Source organism: Nitratireductor sp. XY-223 (assembly GCF_004959855.1).
Classification (GTDB): domain Bacteria; phylum Pseudomonadota; class Alphaproteobacteria; order Rhizobiales; family Rhizobiaceae; genus Hoeflea_A.
Genome location: NZ_SPNT01000004.1, coordinates 100790 through 123079 on the forward strand (window position 1 = coordinate 100790; position 22290 = coordinate 123079).

The 22290-nt window shown below is 61.7% G+C and carries 24 protein-coding genes; 14 read left to right on the forward strand and 10 right to left on the reverse strand.

Annotation, left to right across the window (positions count from 1 at the left end):
• Window positions 1-56: 56 nt before the first annotated feature.
• From E4M07_RS15665 to E4M07_RS15675, 3 genes are all read right to left on the reverse strand, one after another.
• Window positions 57-527: a nucleoside deaminase gene (locus tag E4M07_RS15665; RefSeq protein WP_206057283.1), complete on the reverse strand. Its 471-nt coding sequence runs from the start codon at window positions 525-527 to the stop codon at window positions 57-59.
• Between the two features lie 153 nt (window positions 528-680).
• Window positions 681-1772: a BMP family ABC transporter substrate-binding protein gene (locus E4M07_RS15670; protein ID WP_169054244.1), complete on the reverse strand. Its 1092-nt coding sequence runs from the start codon at window positions 1770-1772 to the stop codon at window positions 681-683.
• 32 nt (window positions 1773-1804) lie between these two features.
• Window positions 1805-3169 (reverse strand): amidohydrolase, encoded by a 1365-nt coding sequence (locus tag E4M07_RS15675; RefSeq protein ID WP_136659317.1) that lies wholly within the window; start codon window positions 3167-3169, stop codon window positions 1805-1807.
• A 116-nt stretch (window positions 3170-3285) separates the two neighbouring features.
• Here E4M07_RS15675 and E4M07_RS15680 point away from each other — a divergent pair, with 116 nt between their 5' ends.
• The 4 genes from E4M07_RS15680 to E4M07_RS15695 all read left to right on the forward strand — a co-directional run bounded on the left by E4M07_RS15680 (window position 3286) and on the right by E4M07_RS15695 (window position 5980).
• Window positions 3286-4203 carry a LysR family transcriptional regulator gene (locus E4M07_RS15680; RefSeq protein WP_169054245.1) on the forward strand — a complete coding sequence of 306 codons (918 nt, stop codon included), beginning with the start codon at window positions 3286-3288 and terminating at the stop codon, window positions 4201-4203.
• A gap of 199 nt (window positions 4204-4402) precedes the next feature.
• A complete protein-coding gene (locus E4M07_RS15685; protein WP_136659319.1) occupies window positions 4403-4834 on the forward strand; it encodes a GFA family protein in 432 nt (143 codons plus the stop codon).
• Between the two features lie 249 nt (window positions 4835-5083).
• Window positions 5084-5581: an ATP-binding protein gene (locus E4M07_RS15690; RefSeq protein WP_136659320.1), complete on the forward strand. Its 498-nt coding sequence runs from the start codon at window positions 5084-5086 to the stop codon at window positions 5579-5581.
• A gap of 42 nt (window positions 5582-5623) precedes the next feature.
• The gene (locus E4M07_RS15695) at window positions 5624-5980 is read left to right on the forward strand and encodes a DUF1428 domain-containing protein (RefSeq protein ID WP_136659321.1); all 357 of its coding nucleotides are present in this window, start codon (window positions 5624-5626) and stop codon (window positions 5978-5980) included.
• Between the two features lie 7 nt (window positions 5981-5987).
• Here E4M07_RS15695 and E4M07_RS15700 read toward each other — a convergent pair whose 3' ends face one another.
• Window positions 5988-6959: a LysR family transcriptional regulator gene (locus E4M07_RS15700; protein WP_136659322.1), complete on the reverse strand. Its 972-nt coding sequence runs from the start codon at window positions 6957-6959 to the stop codon at window positions 5988-5990.
• 119 nt (window positions 6960-7078) lie between these two features.
• On the opposite strand from E4M07_RS15700, the gene E4M07_RS15705 reads away from it, so the two are divergent.
• The 4 genes from E4M07_RS15705 (at window position 7079) to E4M07_RS15720 (ending at window position 10234) form a co-directional block, all read left to right on the forward strand.
• On the forward strand, window positions 7079-8002 hold the full coding sequence (locus tag E4M07_RS15705) for an SDR family NAD(P)-dependent oxidoreductase (protein ID WP_136659323.1): 924 nt from the start codon (window positions 7079-7081) through the stop codon (window positions 8000-8002).
• 37 nt (window positions 8003-8039) lie between these two features.
• A complete protein-coding gene (locus E4M07_RS15710) occupies window positions 8040-8414 on the forward strand; it encodes a DUF4345 family protein (RefSeq protein ID WP_136659324.1) in 375 nt (124 codons plus the stop codon).
• A 118-nt stretch (window positions 8415-8532) separates the two neighbouring features.
• Window positions 8533-9855, forward strand: a complete 1323-nt coding sequence (locus tag E4M07_RS15715) for an adenylate/guanylate cyclase domain-containing protein (RefSeq protein ID WP_136659325.1) — start codon at window positions 8533-8535, stop codon at window positions 9853-9855.
• Entirely contained in the window at window positions 9845-10234 is a 390-nt protein-coding gene (locus E4M07_RS15720; protein WP_136659326.1) for a nuclear transport factor 2 family protein, read from the forward strand. Before E4M07_RS15715 ends, E4M07_RS15720 begins: the two co-directional genes overlap by 11 nt.
• Window positions 10235-10359: 125 nt before the next feature.
• Here E4M07_RS15720 and E4M07_RS15725 read toward each other — a convergent pair whose 3' ends face one another.
• The 4 genes from E4M07_RS15725 to E4M07_RS15740 all read right to left on the reverse strand — a co-directional run bounded on the left by E4M07_RS15725 (window position 10360) and on the right by E4M07_RS15740 (window position 14630).
• Window positions 10360-10569 carry a cold-shock protein gene (locus E4M07_RS15725; protein WP_136659327.1) on the reverse strand — a complete coding sequence of 70 codons (210 nt, stop codon included), beginning with the start codon at window positions 10567-10569 and terminating at the stop codon, window positions 10360-10362.
• Window positions 10570-10805: 236 nt separating this feature from the next.
• Complete coding sequence (locus E4M07_RS15730) at window positions 10806-11837, reverse strand: DMT family transporter (protein ID WP_136659328.1); 1032 nt, start codon at window positions 11835-11837, stop codon at window positions 10806-10808.
• A gap of 146 nt (window positions 11838-11983) precedes the next feature.
• A complete protein-coding gene (locus tag E4M07_RS15735) occupies window positions 11984-14167 on the reverse strand; it encodes a molybdopterin cofactor-binding domain-containing protein (protein WP_136659329.1) in 2184 nt (727 codons plus the stop codon).
• A gap of 1 nt (window position 14168) precedes the next feature.
• Window positions 14169-14630: a (2Fe-2S)-binding protein gene (locus E4M07_RS15740; protein ID WP_136659330.1), complete on the reverse strand. Its 462-nt coding sequence runs from the start codon at window positions 14628-14630 to the stop codon at window positions 14169-14171.
• A gap of 189 nt (window positions 14631-14819) precedes the next feature.
• Here E4M07_RS15740 and E4M07_RS15745 point away from each other — a divergent pair, with 189 nt between their 5' ends.
• From E4M07_RS15745 to E4M07_RS29120, 5 genes are all read left to right on the forward strand, one after another.
• Window positions 14820-15386, forward strand: a complete 567-nt coding sequence (locus E4M07_RS15745; RefSeq protein ID WP_136659331.1) for a TetR/AcrR family transcriptional regulator — start codon at window positions 14820-14822, stop codon at window positions 15384-15386.
• A gap of 197 nt (window positions 15387-15583) precedes the next feature.
• Window positions 15584-17065 carry a xanthine dehydrogenase small subunit gene (xdhA, locus tag E4M07_RS15750; protein ID WP_136659332.1) on the forward strand — a complete coding sequence of 494 codons (1482 nt, stop codon included), beginning with the start codon at window positions 15584-15586 and terminating at the stop codon, window positions 17063-17065.
• Window positions 17066-17067: 2 nt separating this feature from the next.
• Window positions 17068-19398 carry a xanthine dehydrogenase molybdopterin binding subunit gene (gene xdhB, locus E4M07_RS15755; protein ID WP_136659333.1) on the forward strand — a complete coding sequence of 777 codons (2331 nt, stop codon included), beginning with the start codon at window positions 17068-17070 and terminating at the stop codon, window positions 19396-19398.
• A 2-nt stretch (window positions 19399-19400) separates the two neighbouring features.
• Window positions 19401-20204 carry a xanthine dehydrogenase accessory protein XdhC gene (xdhC, locus tag E4M07_RS15760; protein WP_136659334.1) on the forward strand — a complete coding sequence of 268 codons (804 nt, stop codon included), beginning with the start codon at window positions 19401-19403 and terminating at the stop codon, window positions 20202-20204.
• A gap of 212 nt (window positions 20205-20416) precedes the next feature.
• Window positions 20417-20572: a hypothetical protein gene (locus E4M07_RS29120; RefSeq protein WP_169054246.1), complete on the forward strand. Its 156-nt coding sequence runs from the start codon at window positions 20417-20419 to the stop codon at window positions 20570-20572.
• Between the two features lie 107 nt (window positions 20573-20679).
• On the opposite strand, the gene E4M07_RS15765 is transcribed toward E4M07_RS29120, so the two are convergent.
• Both E4M07_RS15765 and E4M07_RS15770 read right to left on the reverse strand, forming a co-directional pair.
• Entirely contained in the window at window positions 20680-20949 is a 270-nt protein-coding gene (locus E4M07_RS15765) for an usg protein (protein WP_136659335.1), read from the reverse strand.
• Window positions 20950-21191: 242 nt separating this feature from the next.
• Complete coding sequence (locus E4M07_RS15770) at window positions 21192-21728, reverse strand: AAA family ATPase (RefSeq protein ID WP_136659336.1); 537 nt, start codon at window positions 21726-21728, stop codon at window positions 21192-21194.
• 128 nt (window positions 21729-21856) lie between these two features.
• Between E4M07_RS15770 and E4M07_RS15775 the strand changes: the two genes are divergently transcribed.
• Window positions 21857-22246 (forward strand): tautomerase family protein, encoded by a 390-nt coding sequence (locus E4M07_RS15775; RefSeq protein ID WP_136659337.1) that lies wholly within the window; start codon window positions 21857-21859, stop codon window positions 22244-22246.
• Window positions 22247-22290: the final 44 nt, after the last annotated feature.

Here is a 22290-nt window from a genome sequence, read left to right on the forward strand (position 1 = left end):
CCGATGTGCGTACCAGCCTGCGCCCACGGACCGCGTTGCCGGTGTGGACAGCCCGGTTACCAGAAGTCCTTGTGGGCGGCGATGATGTCCTGTTCCAGCTCGGGATAGGGCCCGCGCACGTTCACCTTGCGCTGGCCGGCATCGAAAACGGTGTGGCAGGGCAAATCCATCGTCAGGTTTTCCGGATTGTTCCCGGTCAGTTCGGCCAGCCGCTTTTCCGTCAAGCCGAACACGAGGGACCCTATTCCCGCCCAGTAGGTTCCTCCCGCGCACATGCAGCACGGTTCTACGGACGTTACCAGCGTGCACGCCAGAAGCTGATCCGCCGGCAGCAGGACTGCCGCCTGGCGCGCAACATTCAGTTCGGCGTGGCCGATCCCCAAATCGGTCGAATAGGTGTTGCCTGAGGTAATGACGATGTCGCCGTCCGCGTTTACCAGGCAGGCACCAAAGGGATGATTGCCCTGTTTGCGGCTTTCATGCGAGATCTCGATCGCCTTGCGAAGATAGTAAATGTCGGTCTGCAAAATAATCTCCGATGGTCACGGACATCGCACAACATAGCATTTTCGGGCGGCCGTTGCCTCAGTCGTTGCCGGTTCCATTGACGACGTCAATGGTGTTGCCGGAGCAGCCGCCCGGTCACGGCCGCTCCGGCGGGGAGGATGGCAACGCCGGATTTAACTCGGCAGCTCTCCGGTTATTCCTTTCACAAAGTAGTTCATCTTGTGGATCTCCTCGTCGGAGAGGGTTTGTCCCGCAGGCAGGATCTCGACGCCTTCGCGGCTGGTAATCGGGCCCTCGAACGGGTGAAGCGAGCCGTCGATGATCGCCGCCTTGGTCGCCTCCGCGGCCGCCCGCACGTCATCCGGCAGGTTCGAGTTCAACGGGGCCAGCTGAACCACGCCTTCCGCCAGGCCATCCCAGGAAGACTGGCTGGTCCAGCGGTTTTCGATGACGTCGCGAACACGCCGGACATAGTACGGACCCCAGTTGTTGACGATGCCGGTAAGATGCCGCTCCGGCGCGAACTGGCTCATGTCTGAGTCCTGCCCGAAGCAGTAGGCACCGCGTTCCTCGGCCACCTGACAGGGCGATGTGCTGTTTGTGTGCTGGGTTATAATGTCAGCGCCGCCGTCGATGAGCGCCTTGGCGGCATCGGCCTCCAGTCCCGGGTCGAACCATTTGTTGACCCAGACGACCTTGACCTGAATATCGGGGCGGATCTTCTGGGCGGACAGCGTGAAGGCATTGATCCCCATGATCACTTCGGGAATGGGAAACGATCCGATATAGCCGACGACGCCGGATTCGGTCATATGACCGGCAATTGTCCCGAAAACACTTCTTCCTTCGTGGAACCGGGCGTTGTACGCACTGACATTTTCCGCGGTCTTGTATCCCGTGTTGTTTTCGAATTTCACGTCCGGAAATTTCCTGGCGACCGAAATCGTCGGGTTCATATAGCCGAACGATCCGGTGAAAATCAGATCATGGCCTGACCGCGCCAATCGTTCGATGGTCCGCTCCGCGTCCGGGCCTTCGGCAACGTTCTGGATGAATGTCGTTTCCACCGCGTCGCCGAATTCCTCGACCACCTGCTGCCGGCCGATCTCGTGGCGGTAGGACCATCCGAAATCACCGATCGGACTGGGGTAGACGAAGCCGACCTTCAGCGTTTTCGCCCCGAAGGCATATCGCGGACCCAATGCAAGCGCCCCTGCCGCCAATGTCGATTTCAGAAGCGTTCTTCTTTCCAGGTTGATCGCCATCAGATTTCCTCCTGTTTCGTTCCCGGTGACCGTCAGACAGGGCTGACTGCACCATCCCGGTTCGCTGTGAGAAATTGCGCGCGGCGGGCAAAAAGGTCGGGGACCACCGTATGAACCTGTTCGATGAGCTCCGGCATGCTTGCGGTCAGCAGCTTGCCGTCATCGACAATGATGTCGCCGTCCACCATCGTCATCGCCACATCCGAACCGCGCGCGGAATGCACAAGGTTGTAGTGAAGATTGAAAAACTCGCCCTCGCCGAGTAGCGGCGTCATGCGCGGCGTGTCGGTCCGCACGGCAACAATGTCCGCCTTCTTTCCGACTTCGATCGATCCGATCTCGTGATCGAGCCCGATGCTGCGCGCGCCGTCGATCGTCGCCATGCGCAGGACCTGCCATGCATCAAGCGCCGATGCGTCGAGGTTGTTGAGCTTGCCCAGAAGCGATGTGCACTTCATGTCGTCGAACATGTCGAGATTGTTGTTTTCTTTCTCTCCGTCCGTGCCGATGCCGACCGCAACACCCGCGTTCAGCAGCTTTTCAACCGGGGCTATGCCGCTCGCAAGCTTCATGTTGCTGACCGGATTGTGGGCAACGCCGACCCCATGGTCCGCCAGAACCCCGATTTCCGAATCGTCGAGCCACACACAGTGGGCAAGCAATGTGTTGGCAGGCTCGAAAAACCCAAGATCCCTCAGGACGTGGATCGAGCGCTTGCCGTAGCGCCGATCCATTTCCTTCAGCTCGATTTCGGCTTCATTGCTGTGGGTGTGAAATCCGGTCTTGTACTTCAGGGCCAGATCTATGAATGACCGGTGCTTGTCCTCGCTTGCGTAGAAAAGGTGTTCCAGGCCAACCCATACATTGATCCTGCCGGCTGCCCGGCCGTGCCATTCGTCAAGCAACCGCTCATTGCTTTCCAGGGTCTCGAAATAGTCGTAGTCGGGATGCTCGCCGACATAGGGCACGAGCACCGCCCGTGTTCCGATCGTTTCGGCGGCTTTGGCGCTGCCATGCATGTAACGCCACATGTCGACCGTCGTCGTGGTTCCGGAGAGCGCCGATTCGGCGTAGCAAATCCACGAAGCGACCTCGGCATCATTCGGCTGCAGCACCCGGTGCATCGGATCAATGTACAATCGCAGCCAGTCCCAGACGGGGAGCCCTTCGGCGGTGCCCCGCAAGACGCCGGAATGGCAGTGGGCATTGATCAGTCCCGGCATCAAGACGCAATTTCCGAAGTCGCGGATCCTTGCGTCGTGTGCCGTTTTGAGTTCCGCCAGCGGACCGACCGCGGCAATTCTGTTGCCGCGAACGAGAACCGCCCCATTGCGGATGACGCGATTGTCGCCGTCCATCGTCACCAGGTGATCGGCCGTTAGAATCTGGCTGTCCATTAAACGCTCCCGTAAAACCACGAAGAGGGTAGAATTCAACTTGTGTTGATGACAAGCGCATAGATTCGCGTATGTTGTGCGAAAAAACCGCACACTCAAAAGGTACGGATATGCCCTTGATTACGCAGGCAGCGAAGGTTTTCGAGATGGTCGCCCGGTACGGGTCCATCCGCAAGGCCGCCGACAGGGTCAACGCATCACCGTCCGCCGTGAACCGGCAAATCCTGAATCTGGAGCGGGAATTTGGCGTCCCGTTGTTCGAGCGCCACGCCCGGGGCATGCGTCTTACGCAGGCCGGACAGACCGTTCTTGAACAAATTCGGGACTGGCAGCGCAACGATCAGCACCTTCGCTCGACCGTGGAGCGGCTTGCCGGAAGCAGCGGTGTGCAAATCAGGGTCGGCATTATGGAGTGCTTCGCCGCCGAGTTTCTCCCGGACGTGTTTGCGGCGTTTCGCGATCAGTATCCCGGAGCGACCCTGAATGCCTCGGTCGGAGGAACCGCGGATATCGCCCGGCTTCTCATGGCCGGAAGCATCGACCTCGCCATCCTGTTCAACCTGCCGCCCGACCACGGTCTCAAAGTTGTGCACGAGGTGCAGGTGCCGCTGGGCGCCGCCATGTCACCCGACCATGCGTTGGCGTCGAATGGCGAACTCCATCTGGAAGACTTGTGCGACCATCCGCTTGCACTTGCGGACAACAGTCTGACGATCGGCCCCGTCGTCAGCGCTTTGCTGGAGCGCCTGCGCATACCGGTCAAACGGGCCGTAACCACAAACTCGCTGTCGGCACTGAAATCCTTCGCAAAACGCGGAGACGGCGTTTCCATACTCACCTCCGCCGATGTCTACCAGGAGGTCAGGGAGCGGCAACTGAAATTCGTTCAGATCGAGAGAGCCAGGATGTTCGAGCTGCTCTCCGTTGCCGTGCGTGACGACAAGGCAATTTCGCGCGGTTCCCAATTGATGGTGACCCTGGTTTGCGAGGCCATCGATCAGGTTTGCGGCGGGCAGACGCTCAGACAGCATTGAAGGACGCATGCCTGAATGAAGGCGGCAGCGCACGCCCTTCAGGCTTGCTTGCCACGCGTGTTTTCCAGACGATGTCGCTAATCGGACACGCCGGCGCCGAAGAAGTGCGCTACGAAGGCACATGATCAATTGCATGGACTCGGCAGCGGAGGTCTCGGACCGGCACGTTGCCCGCTCCAAAAGATGACCAGGAGATCGCATGACCAAGCGCGGCCATTGCCTGTGCGGGAAAACACGCTGGGAATTTAAGGGCGAGGTGACATGGGCCTGCTACTGTCACTGCGACGATTGCCGGCGCAATTGCGCGGCGCCGGTGGTCGCCTGGCTCGGCGTGCCCGTCAAAAACTTCCGCTGGCTGGGAGATGCGCCGAAAACGCTGGAAAGCTCCAAGGGGGTCAGGCGGCATTTCTGCGAGACCTGCGGCTCCCCGATGGGGTTCGAAGCGGATCACTATCCGGGCGGGATGCACCTTTACGCCGCTTCGCTGGACGATCCCGAAAATTTCGAGCCGACGTTCCACGTCAACTACCAAAGCAAGCTTTCCTGGCTGCAAATGAACGACGATCTGCCGAAATTTGAAGGCACGCTGCTTCAGGCGCCGGACGACCTGCGGGACTACGGTTCAAAATAGACGTGACCTGTGTATGTGGCGGGAATGCCTCTGCCGTCCCCGTGATTTTCGGCTGCTCCGGTGCCCGGCCGTTGGAGGAATTGGACCCGGGCCGCCCTTTCATGTAGGTGTCGCAGCATGGAGACCTTCGTTCAGAGATCGTGCGCAATGCGCCCTTGTCGAATTAGCGTCCCGGCCTGATCAGCCGGGCCGGGCAAATCGCATCTGAGCGTCAATGGCGCCGGCGGCGCCGAACAAAGGTCTAAATTCATGCCACAGACAACCCCGGTGCTGCATCTTTTGTGCGGTAAAATCGCTTCCGGAAAATCCACTTTGACGAGAAAGCTCGGCGATGCGCCGCGAACGGTCGTCATCAGCGAAGACGTGTGGCTGGCCGCGCTGTTTTCCGACGAGATGACTTCGGTCTCGGACTATGTGCGCTGCTCGGCCAAATTGCGGGATGCCATCGGGCCGCATGTCGTTTCTGTGCTGAAAGCCGGAACGTCCGTTGTGCTTGATTTCCCGGCGAACACGGTGGCCAACCGCGCATGGATGCGCGGCATCTTTGAAACCGCCGACGTGCCGCACCAACTGCATTACCTGGATGTTCCCGATGACGTCTGCAAGGCGCGGCTTCATGAGCGAAACAGGGGCGGAGAACATGCATTCGCTGTGACGGAGGCGCAGTTTTTGCGCATTACGCAGCACTTCGCCGCACCCACCGCCGAAGAGGGATTCAACGTCGTCCACCACCCACATCTACGGTAAACAGGACCGGCAATGATCCAAACGGCATTCAGGAGGCAGGTCATGTACATCGCGGGCTTCGTTATTCCGGTTCCGGAGGAAAGGCGCGAGACCTTTCGCAAATGGTCTCAAGCAGCCTCCGCGCTTCTCATGGAGTATGGCTGCCTTGAGGTCGTGGAATCCTGGGAAGACAATGTTCCCGACGGCGATCAGACCGATTTCCGCAAAGCCGTCGCGGCAAGGCCCGGCGAGAAGATCGTGTTCAGCTGGCAGGTCTGGCCCGACGGGCAGAGCGTCCAGCGGGTGGAAAAAGCGATGGCGGAAGATCCGCGCTTCGACCCTCCGGCCGATCTGCCGTTCGACCAGAAGCGCCTCATCATGGGCTGCTTCAGGCCGATCCATTCGACCCGTGCGAAATAGGGTCGTTTCAATTCCGGCTGTGCACCGTTTGAAGATCCCCTTCCCTTGCGCCCTCGAACACAGCCGCCGGCACCGTTCCCGCCACCCAGAATTCGTTGCGCCGTGACTTGATCCGGGCGGCCAGGAAATCGACGAACAACCGCACCCGGGCGGTGTTGCGCAGGTCCCTGTGCAGCAGCAGCCAGAGGCTGCGATAGGCCAGCGGTTTCTGGAAGGGCGCGCGCACCAGGCCCGGGTGGCGGTCGCCCAGATTGCAGGCAAGATAGGCCATGCCGAGACCCGACGCGGCCAGCGTGATCAGCGGCACAAGTTCCGACACGCGGTGGCGCAGCCGTGCATTCGGATAATAGCTCTCACGCACCCATTTCGCTGTCGTATCGCCCTCGGGCTCGTGCCAGCCGATCAGGTGCAGTCCCTCGCCGCCATTGTCCGTGATCCTTCGCGCATAGTCCCCGGTGCAATAGGCGGCCTGCGACATCTGGACGAGCCTGCGCCCGACGACATCGTCGGTCACCTCGTGGGCGACCCGCAGGGAAACATCCGCCTCGCGGCGCGTCAGGTCCGCCACGTCATTGGTGAAGGTCATGTTGAGCGTGATGTCCGGATAGAGCTCGGCAAAGGCCGCCAGGTCATCCATGATCGACGTCATCGCCAATCCGTGCGGCATGGTCACATACACCGTGCCCTTGGGGCGCGCGTCGCGACCGACGATCACGCGGGACGCGGCGGTCATCTCGTCTTCGACCCGTTCCGCGTGGGGCATCAGGTCCTCGCCGAGCTGGGTCAGGACCAGGCCGGCTTTCGAGCGGTCGAACAGCCGGCTGCCGAGCCGCTCCTCCATGATCGTGAGGCGCCTTGCCAGTGTCGTGTGGTTGGCACGGATGCTGTCCGCCCCGCCGCGCAGCGTCCCGGTCCTGGCAACGGCCAGAAAATACTTGAGGTCGTCCCAGTTGAGCGAATGGCCTTCCTGCAGGGTCATCCGGGCCTCCTTCGTGGTTCAAATATGAAGCACCGTGTCCATTATTACCTATCTACAGTTCAATTTTAAACCGCACTAGCTTGGATGCACAAGATGCAAACCACACGGAAAGTCAAATCATGAACCCGATACAATCTGTCCTGATCACCGGCGCGAATGCTGGACTGGGCCGCGAGGCGGCCCGCCAGCTCGCCCTCCACAAAGGCATCGAGAAGATCTATCTCGGCTCCCGGAACGAGGCGAAGGCGCAGGCCGCCAGGACGGCCCTCAAGGCCGAGACCGGCCGCGACATCTTCGAGATCGTCCTGATCGACGTTTCGGATCCGGCATCCGTCCGCGCCGCGGTGGCTCGCCTCGGCGCACCCGTCGACGCCGTCATATTGAACGCCGGCGGAACCGGCGGGCGCTCCCCCAACGACCTGACCGCCAGCGGTGTCACCAACATCTTTGCCGCCAATGTCCTCGGCCACGTGATCCTGGTCGACGAATTGCTGGAGCGCCAGCTGGTAACCTCGAGCGTGCTCTACGCAGGCTCCGAGGCGGCACGCGGAATCCCGAAAATGGGCATTGCGCGTCCCGAACTCGATACATCGTCCGTCGAGGAATTTGCCTCGATCGCCAACGGCAGCAAGTTCGGACCCGATGGCGATCCGCTGGACATCTACGCCAACGTCAAACTGACAGCGGCGCTCTGGATGGGGTCCATGGCGCGGCAGCATCCGCATATCCGCTTCGTCACCATGAGCCCCGGCGGCACCACGGGAACGAACGGGATGGATGACCTGCCGTTCCTGAAGAAGCTGTTCTTCAAGCATATCGGCGGCATCCTGATGCCGATCCTCGGCATGATGCACGGCGTCGAAACCGGCGCGAAACGCTATGTCGAAGGGCTGCTGAATCCGAAATTCGAGACCGGCCACTTCTATGCCAGCGCCGGCGGCTCGCCGACAGGGCCTGTCGTCGACCAGGCGACAATCGTCGCCGAACTTGCCGATACGACCTTCCAGGACAACGCCAACCGCGCCGTCCACCAGTTTGCGTGAACGCAAGCTCCCGAACCTCAACGCAAGGAGAAACCAAATGGAACTGACATTTCAAATCCTCGTCGGCGTCGCAACGCTGATGCTCGCCGGTCTCGGCACCATGTCCATGTTCGCGCCGAAGCGCATGGTCGGCAACTTCGCCATCGAGCCCGTCGGCACCGCCGGGCTCAGTACGATCCGGTCCGTCATCGGCGGGCTCTTCCTGGCAAGCGTGGCCTTGCTGGCGATCGGCCTCGTTACCGGCCAGACCCTCGGCTTCCTTGCCGTTGCAATCGTGCTGGGCGTCGTCGCCTTCGGCCGCATCGTCGGCATCGTGACGGACGGTTTCGACAAGGCGGTCGTCCCGCCGCTCGCCGTCGAACTCGTCATGATCGCCGTGCTGGTGGGCGCCTATACGCAGCTCGCGGCCTGAACAATTCGCCACAGACAGCCACAAGCGGCGGCGGCCAAAAGGGTCGCCGCCGTTTTCACATTGACATCTTGCGGAATTTCGTGGCTTTGCAGGCTGTGCTAAGCATGTCGAACCGCGGGTGAAACCGCTGAACATCCAATGCACAGGGGACCCCTCCCAACGTGAGCGACAATCCCGGCGAATCCACCATCTGGTCGCGGATCACGGCTGTGCCGGACAGCGTGCCGGACCAAATGCGCGCTACTACATCTACTGGAAGATCTTCTATGTGCTCGCCGGGGTGGGTCACGGTTTCGCACTGATCATGTTCGTGCTGAACGGCGTGACGTTCATGGCGGTCTTCAACATCTTCAGCGTTTCGCTGTTTGCCGCCGCCTATCTTCTCTTGAAGGCTGGCCATTACCGGCTGGCCTACTGGGGTGCGATCACCGAGCTGACGCTGCACGGCGTTGCCGCGACGGTCTGTGTCGGAACCCAGTTCGGCTTCAGCAACTACACGTTCCTGGTCGTGATCCTGGCCTTCATTCAGCCCTTCTACTCGTGGCGCAAGTCGGCGCTGATCGCGGCGGCTGCCCTGGCAAGCGCCGTTCTCGTCACCTACTACGCGATGAACCATGAGCCTGTGTACCGAATTCCGGCGCAATTCCTGACGTCCACGACCCTGTCGCAGGTCGTTACCTGGCCGCTCTTCGTGCTGATCATGGTGCTGCCCTTCATCCGTGCGTCCGCCAGGGCCGAGAAGGAACTGGCCGCCGCATTCGCCGAAAGCGAGCGCCTGCTGCTCAATATCCTGCCCGAATCCATCGCGCGGCGGCTCAAGACCACCGCCGGCATGATCGCCGACGACCGGGACAAGGTGGCGATCCTGTTTGCCGACATTGTCGGCTTCACCAACATGTCGAGCCGCCTGCAGCCGGCTGAGCTGGTAACGTTGCTGAACCAGGTCTTCAACGCCATAGACAAATTGGTGGCCGATTACGGCGTCGAGAAGATCAAGACCATCGGCGATGCCTATATGGTCGTCGCCGGCCTGCCCGATCCCGTGGACGATCCCGAGGAGAAACTGGCGAGGCTGGCGCTCGACATCCAGGATGTCGCCTCGAATTTCAAATGGCCGGGAACGGATCAGCAACTGGCCGTACGGATCGGCCTCAACGCCGGCAAGGTCGTTGCCGGGGTGATCGGCAACCGCAAATTCGCTTATGACCTTTGGGGGGACGCCGTCAATGTCGCTGCCCGCATGGAGGCGACGAGCGAGCCGGGGCGCATTCAGGTGACGGACGAATTCCGATCCGCCCTAGAGGACCGGTTCGAATTCGAACCGCGCGGCGAGATCGACATCAAGGGCAAGGGCGTGGTCGCGACGAGTTTCCTGGTCGGAGTGCGGGGCAAAGTTGGCGGCGGGACTGCCGACAACACGGGAAACGACGATGAAAAATGAAAAGGCGGATGTCATACGCCGCTATTTCGAACGCATGACCGAAGGCGATATCGAGGCCATTATCGACATGTTCGCCTATGACGGCTATGTTGTCTCGCCCTTTCTGGGGACCGTTCCGGCACGGCCGTTCTTCGAGAAGCTGGGCAATGCCTCAAGCAACAGCGTCCTGACGGTCTATGACGTGCTGATCGGCGAGGACGGAAATACCGGCGCCGGCCATTTCCGCTACTACTGGACGCTGGCCGACGGCAGCGACCTGGTGTTCGAGGGGATCGACTATTTCACCTTCGATGACGATCTGAAGTTCAAGTCGATGAAGATCTACTACGACACCCATCCCCTGCGCATGGCAGTCGGCGACAAATACGCCAACGCGTGAACCCGGAACGGAATCAAAAAAGGCGGAGCCAAGCCCCGCCTCTCCCTTTGCGCCGCGCGCATTCGTTTTTCTCGCAGCCTGCCCGCCAGTACATCCGTGACTTGGCAGGCGCGACGGTGAATGCGTCAGGCAGCGCTCAGATTGTCTGCCGACGATTTGCCGGAACGGCTGTCCTGAACAACCTCGTAGTTGATCTTCTGGCCTTCGGCCAGTGAACCCATGCCGGCACGCTCGACGGCCGAAATGTGAACGAAGACGTCATTGCCGCCTTCATCGGGCTGGATGAAACCGTAGCCCTTGGTGGCATTGAACCATTTGACAGTGCCTGTAGCCATTGCGTTATTCTATCCTTGCAAGTGCTTTATTTGCCCCCATAGCGCTGATGCGCAGTGGAACGACGAACTCGAAATTTGGGAAGAAGGAACGTTAGCGAGCGCAAATTGCGCGGGCCATGTCAGTCGGCCGAAATATCGATTGAGTCTATATCGAGGCAAATCCTGTCAAAATCAAGGTCTGTGCGTAAAATTTCCTTCCTCGCGGCGATCGGTCGTGCCAAGCGCCCCTCTTTGGACTAGTCGGCATCGATATCCGCATGCAACGAAATGGGCGCGGTCGGATTGCCCGGCGCGACCGTTGCCTCGGCGACCGGCAGCGGATCGATGTGCCTGCGGTTGCTGCGCAGTTCCCGGTAGCCGAGATAAAGGCCGCTGGCGACGATCAGGCCCATGCCGATGAGCGTCGTCTCGCCCGGCACCTCGTTCCAAACGACATAGGCCATCAGCGCGGCGAAGGGCAGGTACGAGTAGTCGAAGGGCGCAACGAGGCTGGCGCTGGTGACCTGATAGGCCCTGGAAATGAACAGGTAGCCGACCATGCCGACCGCTCCCAGGAGGACGAACATCAGCGTGTTGTCGGCCGAGAGTTCCGGAAGCTGCCATCGCAAGTGGTTGAGCTCCGGCCCGAAATCGACAAACCGGTTCACCGCCCAGCCGAAGGTCAGCAGCATGATGCTGGACAGAACGACCGTATAGAGGCCGGTGGTCAGCGTGCTGTCGCGGTCGCCGATCTGCCGGGCAAGGATCTGCGACACGGCGTAGGAGAACGCGCATAGGAGCGGCAGCAGCGTCACCCAGCGGAAACCGCCGACCTGCGGGTTCATGGCAATGACGACGCCGATGAAGCCGACGATCAGCGCGGCGATCCGGTGCATGCCCACCTGCTCGCCGAGAAAAAGCGCGGCCAGCACGGCGATCATCAGCGGCGCGGAAAAGAAAATCGTCGACACCTCGGCGAGGGTCATGAAGGGAAAGGCCGTGTAGAAAAGCGAAAATCCGAGCGCGAACATGAAGGCGCGCAGCAGATGCAGCGGCCACAGCGGCGTGAACAGCCGGTGCGGCGCGCCCAGAGCGACAATAAGGGGAGCGAGGATGATCAGCGCGATCAGGCCGCGCACGCCCATCAGGATCCAGATGGGGAAGGTGCCGATCAGGGATTTCATCAGCCCGTCCTGGCCGACGAACAGCATCATGCCGAGGATAATGCAGGTGATCCCCTCGGCGGCGCGAGGGTGGAGCCCGTAAGCATGCCGCGCGACTTCCGACATAGCGACCCACCAGACAAAAGCGGGCCCTCGCCCGCTACCGGTTTCAAGCTAGCCGATGTCGGAGAATCATGCGCGCTCAGGCGCGACAATTGCGTCGCAATCAGACGTACCCGAGGGCGGCCGGGACCGCCCTCGGGCTGGGAGGATCAGGCGAAGGAAACGCCGTTCTCGGTCATCGGCAGGCTCGAGACCCGCAGATCGTTGCTGGCCGTCGCGATCGCGTTGGCGAGTGCCGGTGCGGCCGGCGGCGTGCCCGGCTCGCCAACACCGGTCGGCATTTCCTGCGAGGCGACGATGTGCACGTCGATCGCTGCGATATCGCTGATGCGCAGCGGCTCGTAGTCAGGGAAGTTGAACTGGTCAACCTCGCCGCCGGTCAGCGTGATCTGGTCGCGCATCACGTGACCGATGCCGTATCCGATACCGCCTTCCATCTGCGCCTTGACGATGTCGGGATTGACGGCGATGCCGCAGTCGACGGCGCAGGTGACCTTCTCGATCCTGATGCCGTCTTCGGCATTGCCCGAGATCTCGACGACCTCGGCCACGTAACTGCCGAACGACTTGTGCACCGCGACCCCTTGCGCGCGGCCTTCCGGCGGCCTGCCCCAGTTGCCCTTCTCGGCGGCGAGCTTGAGCACGCCGGCCATACGGGCCTGGTCCTTGTCGCCGTCGAGGTGCGCCAGCCGGAACGCGACCGGGTCCCGGCCGGCCGCCTTTGCCGCCAGGTCCATCATCACCTCCATGACATAGGCCGTGTGGGTGTGGCCCACCGACCGCCACCACAATAGGCTGGTTGCCTTTTGCGTGTCGGTCAGGCCGACGAACTGACCCGGAATCCGGTAGGGCGTGTCCGAAACGCCTTCCACCGAGCTGTGGTCGACGCCGTCGTGGACGGAAAACGCCTCGAACGGCGTTCCCTTCATGATCGACTGGCCGGCGATGCGGTGGTCCCAGCCGACGATGTTGCCCCCTGCATCGAGCCCGATACGCACCTTGTGGCCGAAGGCCGGCCGGTAACGCCCGCCGGTGATGTCGTCCTCGCGCGACCATACGAGTTTCACCGGGCGTGAGCGGTCGGTCATGACGAAGGCCAGCGCGGCCTCGACCTGATAGTCGGCGTCGGGCGTTGCGCGCCGGCCGAAGGAGCCGCCGGCGAGCATGGTGTTGATCTGGATCTTCTCCATCGGCAACTGGAAGATCTGGGCCAGGGCCATGTGCGGCCCGGTCGGGAACTGGCAGCCGTCATGCAGGAGGATGCCGCCGTCGGCGGTCGCCTCTATGGTGCAGTTGAGCGGCTCCATCGGCGCATGGGCGAGCAGCGGGAAGTAGAACGTCTCCTCCACCACCATGGCGGCACCGTCGAGCGCCGTTTGAACCGGGCCGTGGTCGTTCTTGAGGACGTTGAACTCCGGTTCGGCATCGAGCGCCGCCAGGATCTCCGCCTTGATCTCGTCGGAGCTGCGGCTCTCGGCCTGGCTCATGTCCCATTCGACCTGAAGCGCCTCGCGGGCCTGGAGCGCCGCCCAGGTGTTCTCGGCGTAAACGGCCACGCCGGCCTTGTTCGGCAGGATCGCGGCATTGATGAAGCCCTTGACCTCCCTGGCGCCGCTGTCGTCCATGCCGACGGCCAGCCCGTCCTTGCGCGGCGGCCGCTTGATCACGGCCACCATCTGGTTCGGCAGGTGGACGTCCATGGCGAATTTGGCGGTGCCATTGGACTTGATCGCCGTATCGAGGCGGCGCACATCCGGATCGCCGATCAGCCTGAATTCGGCCGGATGCTTCAGCGTCGGCTCGGCGGGCGGCTCCATCGCGGCGGCGGCGGCCACGAATTCGCCGATCGGCGCGGACTTGCCGGCACCGACGACCATGCCCTCCTCGATCGCGAGTTCGGCTACGTCGACGCCCCATTCACCGGCGGCGGCGGAGATCAGCATCTCTCGGGCGGCGGCGCCGGCCTGGCGATATTGCATGAAGGAGTTCGCCATGGCGGTCGAGCCGCCGGTGCCCTGGAACTGGCCGAACAGGAGATTGGCGTAGTGCTGCGGGTTGGAGGGCGCGAACTCGTAGTCGATCTGGTCCATCCGCAATCCGAGTTCCTCGGCGATGAGGGTGGGAAGGCCGGTTGCCGGCCCCTGCCCTTTCTCGAAATGCTTGACGATCGCCGTTACGGTTCCGTCCGATCCAATCTTGACGAACGGGTTGAACATCTTGCTCTCGGCGGTCGCGGAGGCGAGAACGCCACCCGGGCGAACGCCGACCATGAGAACGGCCGTGGCGGCTGCGGCGCCCTTGAGGAAGCCGCGTCGGGATGTGTGAACTGTCATATCAGGCCTCCATGATCTCGGATGCGCGCTGGATACCGGCGCGGATTCGCTGATAGGTGGCGCAGCGGCAGGCATTGCCCCACATGTAGTCGTCGATCTCGGCGGCGCTCGGCCGCGGATTTTCCTTCAACAGCCCGACGGCGGACATGACCTGGCCGGACTGGCAATAGCCGCACTGGACGACATCCAGCTCGACCCAGGCCTGCTGAACGGCTTTTGCTTCCCTGGATTCCAGGCCCTCGATGGTGGTGACCTCGGAGCCGCCGACATCCTCGATGAAGGTCTGGCAGGAGCGCACCGGCTCGCCGTCGAGGTGGATGGTGCAAGAGCCGCAGGAAGCGACGCCGCAACCGAATTTCGTTCCTGTCAGTTTCAACTCATCCCGGATGACCCACAAAAGCGGTGTGCCGGGTTCGGCTTCGACGCTGTGGGTTTTTCCGTTCAATTGCAGTTCGTATTGCAAGACGATTCTCCTTAGCGGTGTTCAGGTTTTGGGGTGGGGATGAAATGCGGAATTTTTGATTTCGCGCGCGCCGAAATCCTCCCTCGTACGCAAGGCTCACACATGGCTGCCTTGACACTTTTACGATCTGACAACAATAGTCGATTTGTCAAAAATTGACAATATAAGACTTTTTGTCAATATCCGGCTATGAAGAATCGCGAGCAGATTATCGAGGCGGCGATCGGGGTCATTTCACGCTATGGCGTCAAGCGCACGACCATGAGCGACGTGGCGGCCGAGGCGAATATCGTGCGCCAGACGCTCTACAATCAGTATGCCAGCAAGGAGGACCTGCTGCGCGCGATGATTCGGCATATAGGCGAGCAGTCGGTCGCTTCAATACGGACCGAGGCAAAGGACGCGGACAGCCTCGCCGAGAAACTGGATATCTTCTTTCTTCATCTCGTCGTCAAACCGTACGAATGGCTGCAATCGTCGCCGGACGCCAAGGACATCATCGACGGGTTCAACGATGCCGCCCGCGACGAGCTGGCGAAATCCTACGAACTTCATCGCACCGAACTGCGAAAGATCCTGGCGCCCTATGCCGCGCCGATCGAACGGGCGGGGCTGAGCCTTGGCGCCGTCACCGACATGGTTCAAACCGCGGCCAAGGGCGCGAAGGGCAGCGCCAGGGACAAGCGTCACCTCGTGAACCTGCTCGGCTCGCTCAAGACCATGGTTCTGGTGCTGGCCGGGGAAGACCCGAAGTAAGGGAAGTCCACACACCGCGGGAATATCCGGCCATCCGAACCGGCATGCGTCAGCCGGCCAGACATTTTCAATCAAACCTTGACGGGTTCGGCCAATTCCCCAGTTTTTGTTGAAAGTCTTTTCGCACCCGTGCAGGTTTTTTTTCCGCGCGGCACGATAGGATAGTTCAGAACAATTATAACGAGGGAGACGACGGCATGCCTGACGCGGTCCGCCACGAGCTTCGCTTCATACTGAACAGTGAAGTGGTGCATCTGAACGACGTTGCGCCGACCCTGACCTTGCTCGACTATCTGCGCCTGCAAAAACGCCTGACCGGCACCAAGGAAGGCTGCGCGGAAGGCGATTGCGGCGCCTGCACGGTGCTTGTCGGCCGGCTGGGGCCGAAGGGCCTGGTCTACGAGACCGTCAATGCCTGTATCCGCTTCGTCGGCTCGCTCGACGCCTGCCACGTCGTCACCGTCGAGCACCTCGCCGACCTCAACGGCAATCTGCATCCGATCCAGCAGGCAATGGTGGACTTCCACGGATCGCAATGCGGCTTCTGCACGCCGGGCATCGTCATGTCGCTCTACGGCCTGTGGCTGGAGACGCCGAATGCGGATGCGGCGCGCGTCGAAAAGACCCTGCAGGGCAATCTGTGCCGCTGCACGGGCTACGATGCGATCCTCAATGCCGCAGAGGCCATGGCCGGCAGCGACAACAGCGGCGACAAGCTCGTCGTCACCCACGAGGCGATCACCCAGAAACTTTCCGAACTGCGCGACGGAAGCCGCGTCGAGATCGACACGCCCTCCGGCAAGACGATTGTTCCCGGCTCCGTCGATGACCTCGCCGAAATCCTCGAGGCGTATCCCAAAGCGACGGTCGTCGCCGGCTCCACCGATGTGGGCCTGTGGGTGACCAAGCACATGCACGACATCGCGCCGGCCGTCTTTATCGGCAACCTCGTCGAACTGCAGACCATCTCGGAAGACGAATCCGGCATCACGCTGGGCGCGGGCGTCACCTATACCGACGCGTTCGATGCGATATCCCGCGGCATCCCCACCATGGGCGATCTGTGGGACCGCATCGGCGGCGAACAGGTGCGCAACATGGGCACCGTCGGCGGCAATATCGCCAACGGCTCGCCCATCGGCGACACGCCGCCGCCGCTGATCGCGCTTGGCGCCGAACTGACGCTGCAAAAGGGCGCGACGACTCGCACCATCGCGCTGGAAGATTTCTTTATCGACTACGGAAAGCAGGACCGGGCGCCGGGCGAGTTCGTGCGCTCCGTCTTCATTCCGAAACTGCCGGCCGGCGACACATTCGCCGTCTACAAGATCTCCAAGCGCCGCGACGAGGACATCTCGGCGGTGTGCGGCGCCTTCCGCGCCCGACTGGCCGACGACGGAACCGTCGAAGACGCGCGCATTGCCTTCGGCGGCATGGCGGCGACGCCGAAACGGGCGAAGGCAGTGGAACAAGCGCTGGTCGGAAACGCCTGGAACGAGGCCACGGTCGACCAGGCCATGGCCGCGTTCGAACAGGATTTCACGCCGCTCACCGACTGGCGGGCCTCGGCGGAGTACCGGATGCTGTCGACCAAGAATCTTCTGAAGCGGTTCTATCTGGAAACACAGGGCCAGGCGGTACAGGTCGTACGGCACGAAAAATCCCTGGCGGAGGTGTAATCATGGGCGAAACCGTTACCCGCAGTTCCAAGGAAATCACCGGCGGCGTCCACACGCCGCGACAGCATGATTCCGCCCACAAACACGTCACAGGTGCGGCCGAATATATCGACGACATGGTCGAACCGGCCGGCACGCTGCATGCCTATCTCGGGCTCTCCGAGCGGGCCAATGCGGTGGTCAAGTCGATGGACCTGGAAGCGGTGCGCAACGCGCCGGGCGTTGTCGGCGTGCTGACAGCCGCGGACGTGCCGGGCGAAAACGATCTCAGCCCCACCCACCGGCATGACGAGCCGGTGCTTGCCGACGGCCAAAGCGCATTCTACGGCCAGCCGATTTTCGCGGTGATCGCGGAGACCCGCGAGCAGGCGCGCCGGGCGGCGACGCTCGCCCGGGTCGACTATGAGGACAGGCCCCACCACACCGATGTGGTCAGCGCCATGGAGGCCGGCTATCCGCACGTCACCGACCCGCTGCAACTTAGCAACGGCGATGCCGAATCCGCTCTTTCTTCGGCGACCAACAGGCTCAGCGGCGAGATGCGCATCGGCGGCCAGGACCATTTCTATCTCGAGGGCCATATCGCCATGGCCATTCCGGGCGAGGACGACGAGGTCACCGTCTTCTCCTCGACCCAGCATCCGAGCGAAATCCAGCACATGGTGGCGCAGGCGCTTGGCACGGTGTCGAACGCGGTGACCGTGCACACGCGGCGCATGGGCGGCGGCTTCGGCGGCAAGGAGACACAAGGCAACCAGTTCGCGGCCGTCGCAGCCATTGCGGCGAAACGCTGGAACCGTGCCGTCAAGATCCGCCCGGACCGCGACGACGACATGATCGCCACGGGCAAGCGGCACGATTTCCATGTCGCCTACGACGTCGCCTATGACGATGACGGCCGCATCGAGGCGCTGGACGCCGTCTTCGCGGCGCGCTGCGGTTTCTCGTCCGACCTTTCGGGCCCGGTCACCGACCGGGCGCTGTTTCACTGCGACAATTGTTATTTCCTGCCGAATGTGCGGCTGCGGTCGCGGCCGATGAAGACCGACACCGTGTCGAACACCGCCTTCCGCGGCTTCGGCGGTCCGCAGGGCAAGATCGGCGGCGAGCGCGTCATCGAGGAGATCGCCTATGCCCTCGGCAAGGACCCGCTGGAGGTGCGCAAGGCCAATTTCTACGGCATTGGCGAGCGCAACGTGACGCCCTACCACCAGGTGGTCGAGGACAACATCATCCACCGCATCGTCGAGGAACTGGAGGAGTCGTCAGATTACCAGGCGCGGCGGCAGTCGGTGCTCGACCACAATGCCAAGGGCGGCGTTTTGCGCAAGGGCATCTCGCTCACTCCGGTGAAGTTCGGCATTTCGTTCACCGCCACCTGGTTCAACCAGGCCGGCGCGCTGGTGCATATCTACCAGGACGGCTCGATCCACCTCAACCACGGTGGCACCGAGATGGGCCAGGGCCTCAACACCAAGGTGGCGCAGGTCGTTGCCGACGAGTTCCAGGTGGACATCGAGACGATCCGCATCACCGCCACGAACACGGGCAAGGTGCCGAACACCTCGGCGACGGCCGCCTCCTCCGGCTCCGACCTCAACGGCATGGCCGCGGCCAATGCCTGCGAGCAGATCAAGACCCGGCTGGTCGCCTACGCGTCGGAACATTTCGGTGTGCCGCAGGAACAGGTGACCTTCGTGCCCAACCACGTGCAGGTCGGCAACCAGCTCATCCCGTTCCACGAACTCGTCCGGCAGGCCTATACGCACCGCGTGCAGCTTTCGGCGGCCGGGTTCTACAAGACGCCGAAAATCCACTGGAACCGCGAGACGGGCCAGGGCCGGCCGTTCTTCTACTACGCTTATGGCGCTTCGGTTTCCGAAGTCACCATCGACACGCTGACCGGCGAATACCATGTCGACCGGGTCGACATCCTGCAGGATGTCGGCAAGTCGCTTAATCCGGCGATCGACCTCGGCCAGGTCCAGGGCGCCTTCGTCCAGGGCATGGGCTGGCTGACCACGGAAGAGTTGTGGTGGGACGGCAACGGCCGGCTGCGCACCCACGCGCCGTCGACCTACAAGATCCCCCTCGCCTCGGACAAGCCGAAGGAATTCAACGTCGAACTCGCCAACTGGTCGACCAACAAGGAGCGCACCATTCGCCGGTCCAAGGCGGTGGGAGAGCCGCCCTTCATGCTTGCCAATTCCGTGCTCGAGGCGCTGTCCATGGCGGTGGCCAGCGTCGCCGACTACCGCGAATGCCCGCGCCTCGACGCACCGGCAACGCCGGAGCGTATCCTGATGGCGGTCGAGCGGCTGAAACAGGGCTGAACATGGCGTCGCGCGCAACACGGCTGTCGCAGTTCCTCGACGCGAACAGCCCCGTCGCGCGCATCGCCGTCACCGAGGCGCTCGGATCGACGCCGCGCGAGGCCGGCACCTGGATGCTTGTCGCGGAGGGCGGCCTGTTCGGAACAATCGGCGGCGGACAGCTCGAAATGATGGCCATCAACGAGGCCCGCGCGCTGCTTGAAAGCGGCGAAGAAACCACCGTCATGGACATTCCGCTCGGTCCCGAGATCGGACAGTGCTGCGGCGGCCGGGTGAAGCTCGGCATCGACCGGCTCGACGAACGCGCAATCGGCGATCTCGCCGCCGAGACGCGCGAGGAAGAGGCAGCACTGCCGCAGGTCTATATCTTTGGCGCAGGCCATGTCGGCAAGGCGCTGGCCGAGGCTTTGAGCCTGCTTCCGGTCCGCGCAATCCTGGTCGAGACCCGGCAGGACGAGCTCGATTCCGCCGCGGCGGATGTCGAAAAGCGGCTCGCCGCAATGCCCGAAAGCCTGATCGGCGAGGCCGCATCCGGCTCCGCCTTCGTGGTGCTGACCCACGACCACGCACTCGACTTCATGATCGTGCAGCAGGCGCTCGCCCGGTCCGATGCCGCCTATGTCGGCATGATCGGCTCGAAGACCAAGCGGGCCACCTATCTGTCGTGGCATGAAAAGGAAGGCGGCACGCGCGCCGACTGCGACCGGCTGGTCTGCCCGATCGGCGGAAGCGCGGTAAAGGACAAACGCCCGCAGGTGATCGCGGCCCTTGTCGCGGCCGAGATCATGACAGCCGTTCTGGCCTAGTTTTCGGGGCTTTTTACCGCGGCCTCAAAAATGACATGAACATGATAGGCGTGCGGGATCGCCTGCCCTTTTTATAGCTTATATTCAAACACTTAACTGACCGCAGAACATTACCGCGAATTAATTTGCCCGGCTCAAGAGCGTATCCACATTCAAGGTGTGAGAGGTTCGCGCAATCGTGCGTCGGACCCGAACCGTTGAAGGAGGATGTTATGCTTAACACCTATGCACAACGTAGAATGAACGCGATCGATGCGGATATCCGCTCGCTGGTCAAACATCAGGATACGCTGACCAACAGCCAGTGGAACCGGCTGCAGCGGCTTGACCGGGCGCACAGCTTCTGGAAGCGCATCGCAGACGCCTGAAACAACCGGGCGGGCGCGCCTAGCGAACCGGGCATTCCGGTCCGCGTGCCCGCTGAAGACCGTCAGGTCACACGCTCTCCGGGCCCGTACAGGCCCGCACCCGCTCCCTAGTGCAGAATAATCTCGTGGTCGACTCGCCGCCACTCGCCCGGCCGGATCAGATGCCGGTGCGTGAACTGCACAGAATGGATCGGACCGTCCAGGTTCTCCTGCCAGAAATCGAGGAAACCGTGCAGCTTCGGAAAGTCCGGGGCCGTGTCGTATTCCTGCCAGAGATAGGACTGAAGCATGGTCCTGAAATCAGGCATGCGGTAGAAGATCTGAGCCGTGGTCAGGCCGTGGCCTGACAGCATCAGTTCCATTTCCGTTGCGCTCATCCATTCCCTCCGGTTCCAACGAATCACAATTGTCCACCGGTTTGCCCGACAAGGCAACTCGGTCGAAGATTTTTGCGTTTGAAAACAGTTTGTTAGCACTCATCGAAGGGAAGTGCTGATTGCGGGATCAACCAGGTTCTTCAATACAGACGCAACATGCGCCGTTGCGTCATGTCAGGTGCGGGAATTGACGTTGAGTTCGGCACTCAATTCAACGAATGCCGACCAAGCCGACCTGGTCTCTAACCGGCACGGATCTTATTCAAGATAAACGCGACGCGGTCGGGTACCGAGACTTTTGGCAATTCGCAAGTATCGTACCCCATGTCGGCAAGAGCCGTTTCGAGGCGAAGGTATTCTTCCTTGGCCTCTCGAAAGCCATGCTTGCGCGCAGCGTCATTCTTGAAGATCCCGGGCCAGGGCGGCGCCAGGAAGACGGTCTTCGAATATTGGCGGGTCGCGCCCAGTACGGAACGGTAGGATGCGCCTCCAGCAAACTCCAAAGCTACGGCAGCATCGACTATCCCCCTATCGAAGAACACAATGCCATCAAAATTTTGCATGCTTTCGAGGTCCGACCTCGCCATTTCCACAGCACGGCCGGCAAACGTTTTCAGATTAACCCAGGGCAAGGCCTCTCCGTTTCGGGACAGTTCGTCTGCGACGATCCTGCGGCCCGGCTCGGGCACAACCGCGTAGCCGCGGTCTGCAAGGGCCTCGAGCAGTGAAGACTTTCCGCCAGATGAACAGCCCGTGATCAGGATACGTCCGCTGCGCAAGCTGATTTCCTTCGTAGCAATGTTCTAGCTGCGCCGCAGCGTCCTATGAAATTGGCTCAAAGCCGTCACGTGGTATTGCCTCAATCACTGTGTTAGGCCTGCGGCAACCAGACATCAGGAGATGCGACTTGCCGTTCAACAAATTACACGTCCCAGCGAACCTATCATCAGAAACCTGCCAAGCGATCAACGAGGAGCTTCACGAAAGCCTCGTTGAAACGTGCGGCGTGAACCCCGACGATCATTTTTGCCTGGTTGCGCGATACCAACCGGGCGACATGCTCCTTCATCCAACTTTTCTTGGGCAGCGGGATCCGCAGGCGACAATCGTGATCGAGATTGCGCTTCTTGGCGGCAGGACTGACGGACAAAAGGAAGACCTGTTCAAGGATGTCCGCAAACGCCTGGACAAGATCGGTTTCGATGCCGACAATTCAATAATGTTCCTTCTTGAGAACAATCCAGCCGACTGGTCGTTCAGTCCGGAGGGTTCGGTGAAAACTGTGCTCGGACTATAGACCCGGGACAAACTGGAACTCGAACCATGACCGGGCCAATTTTT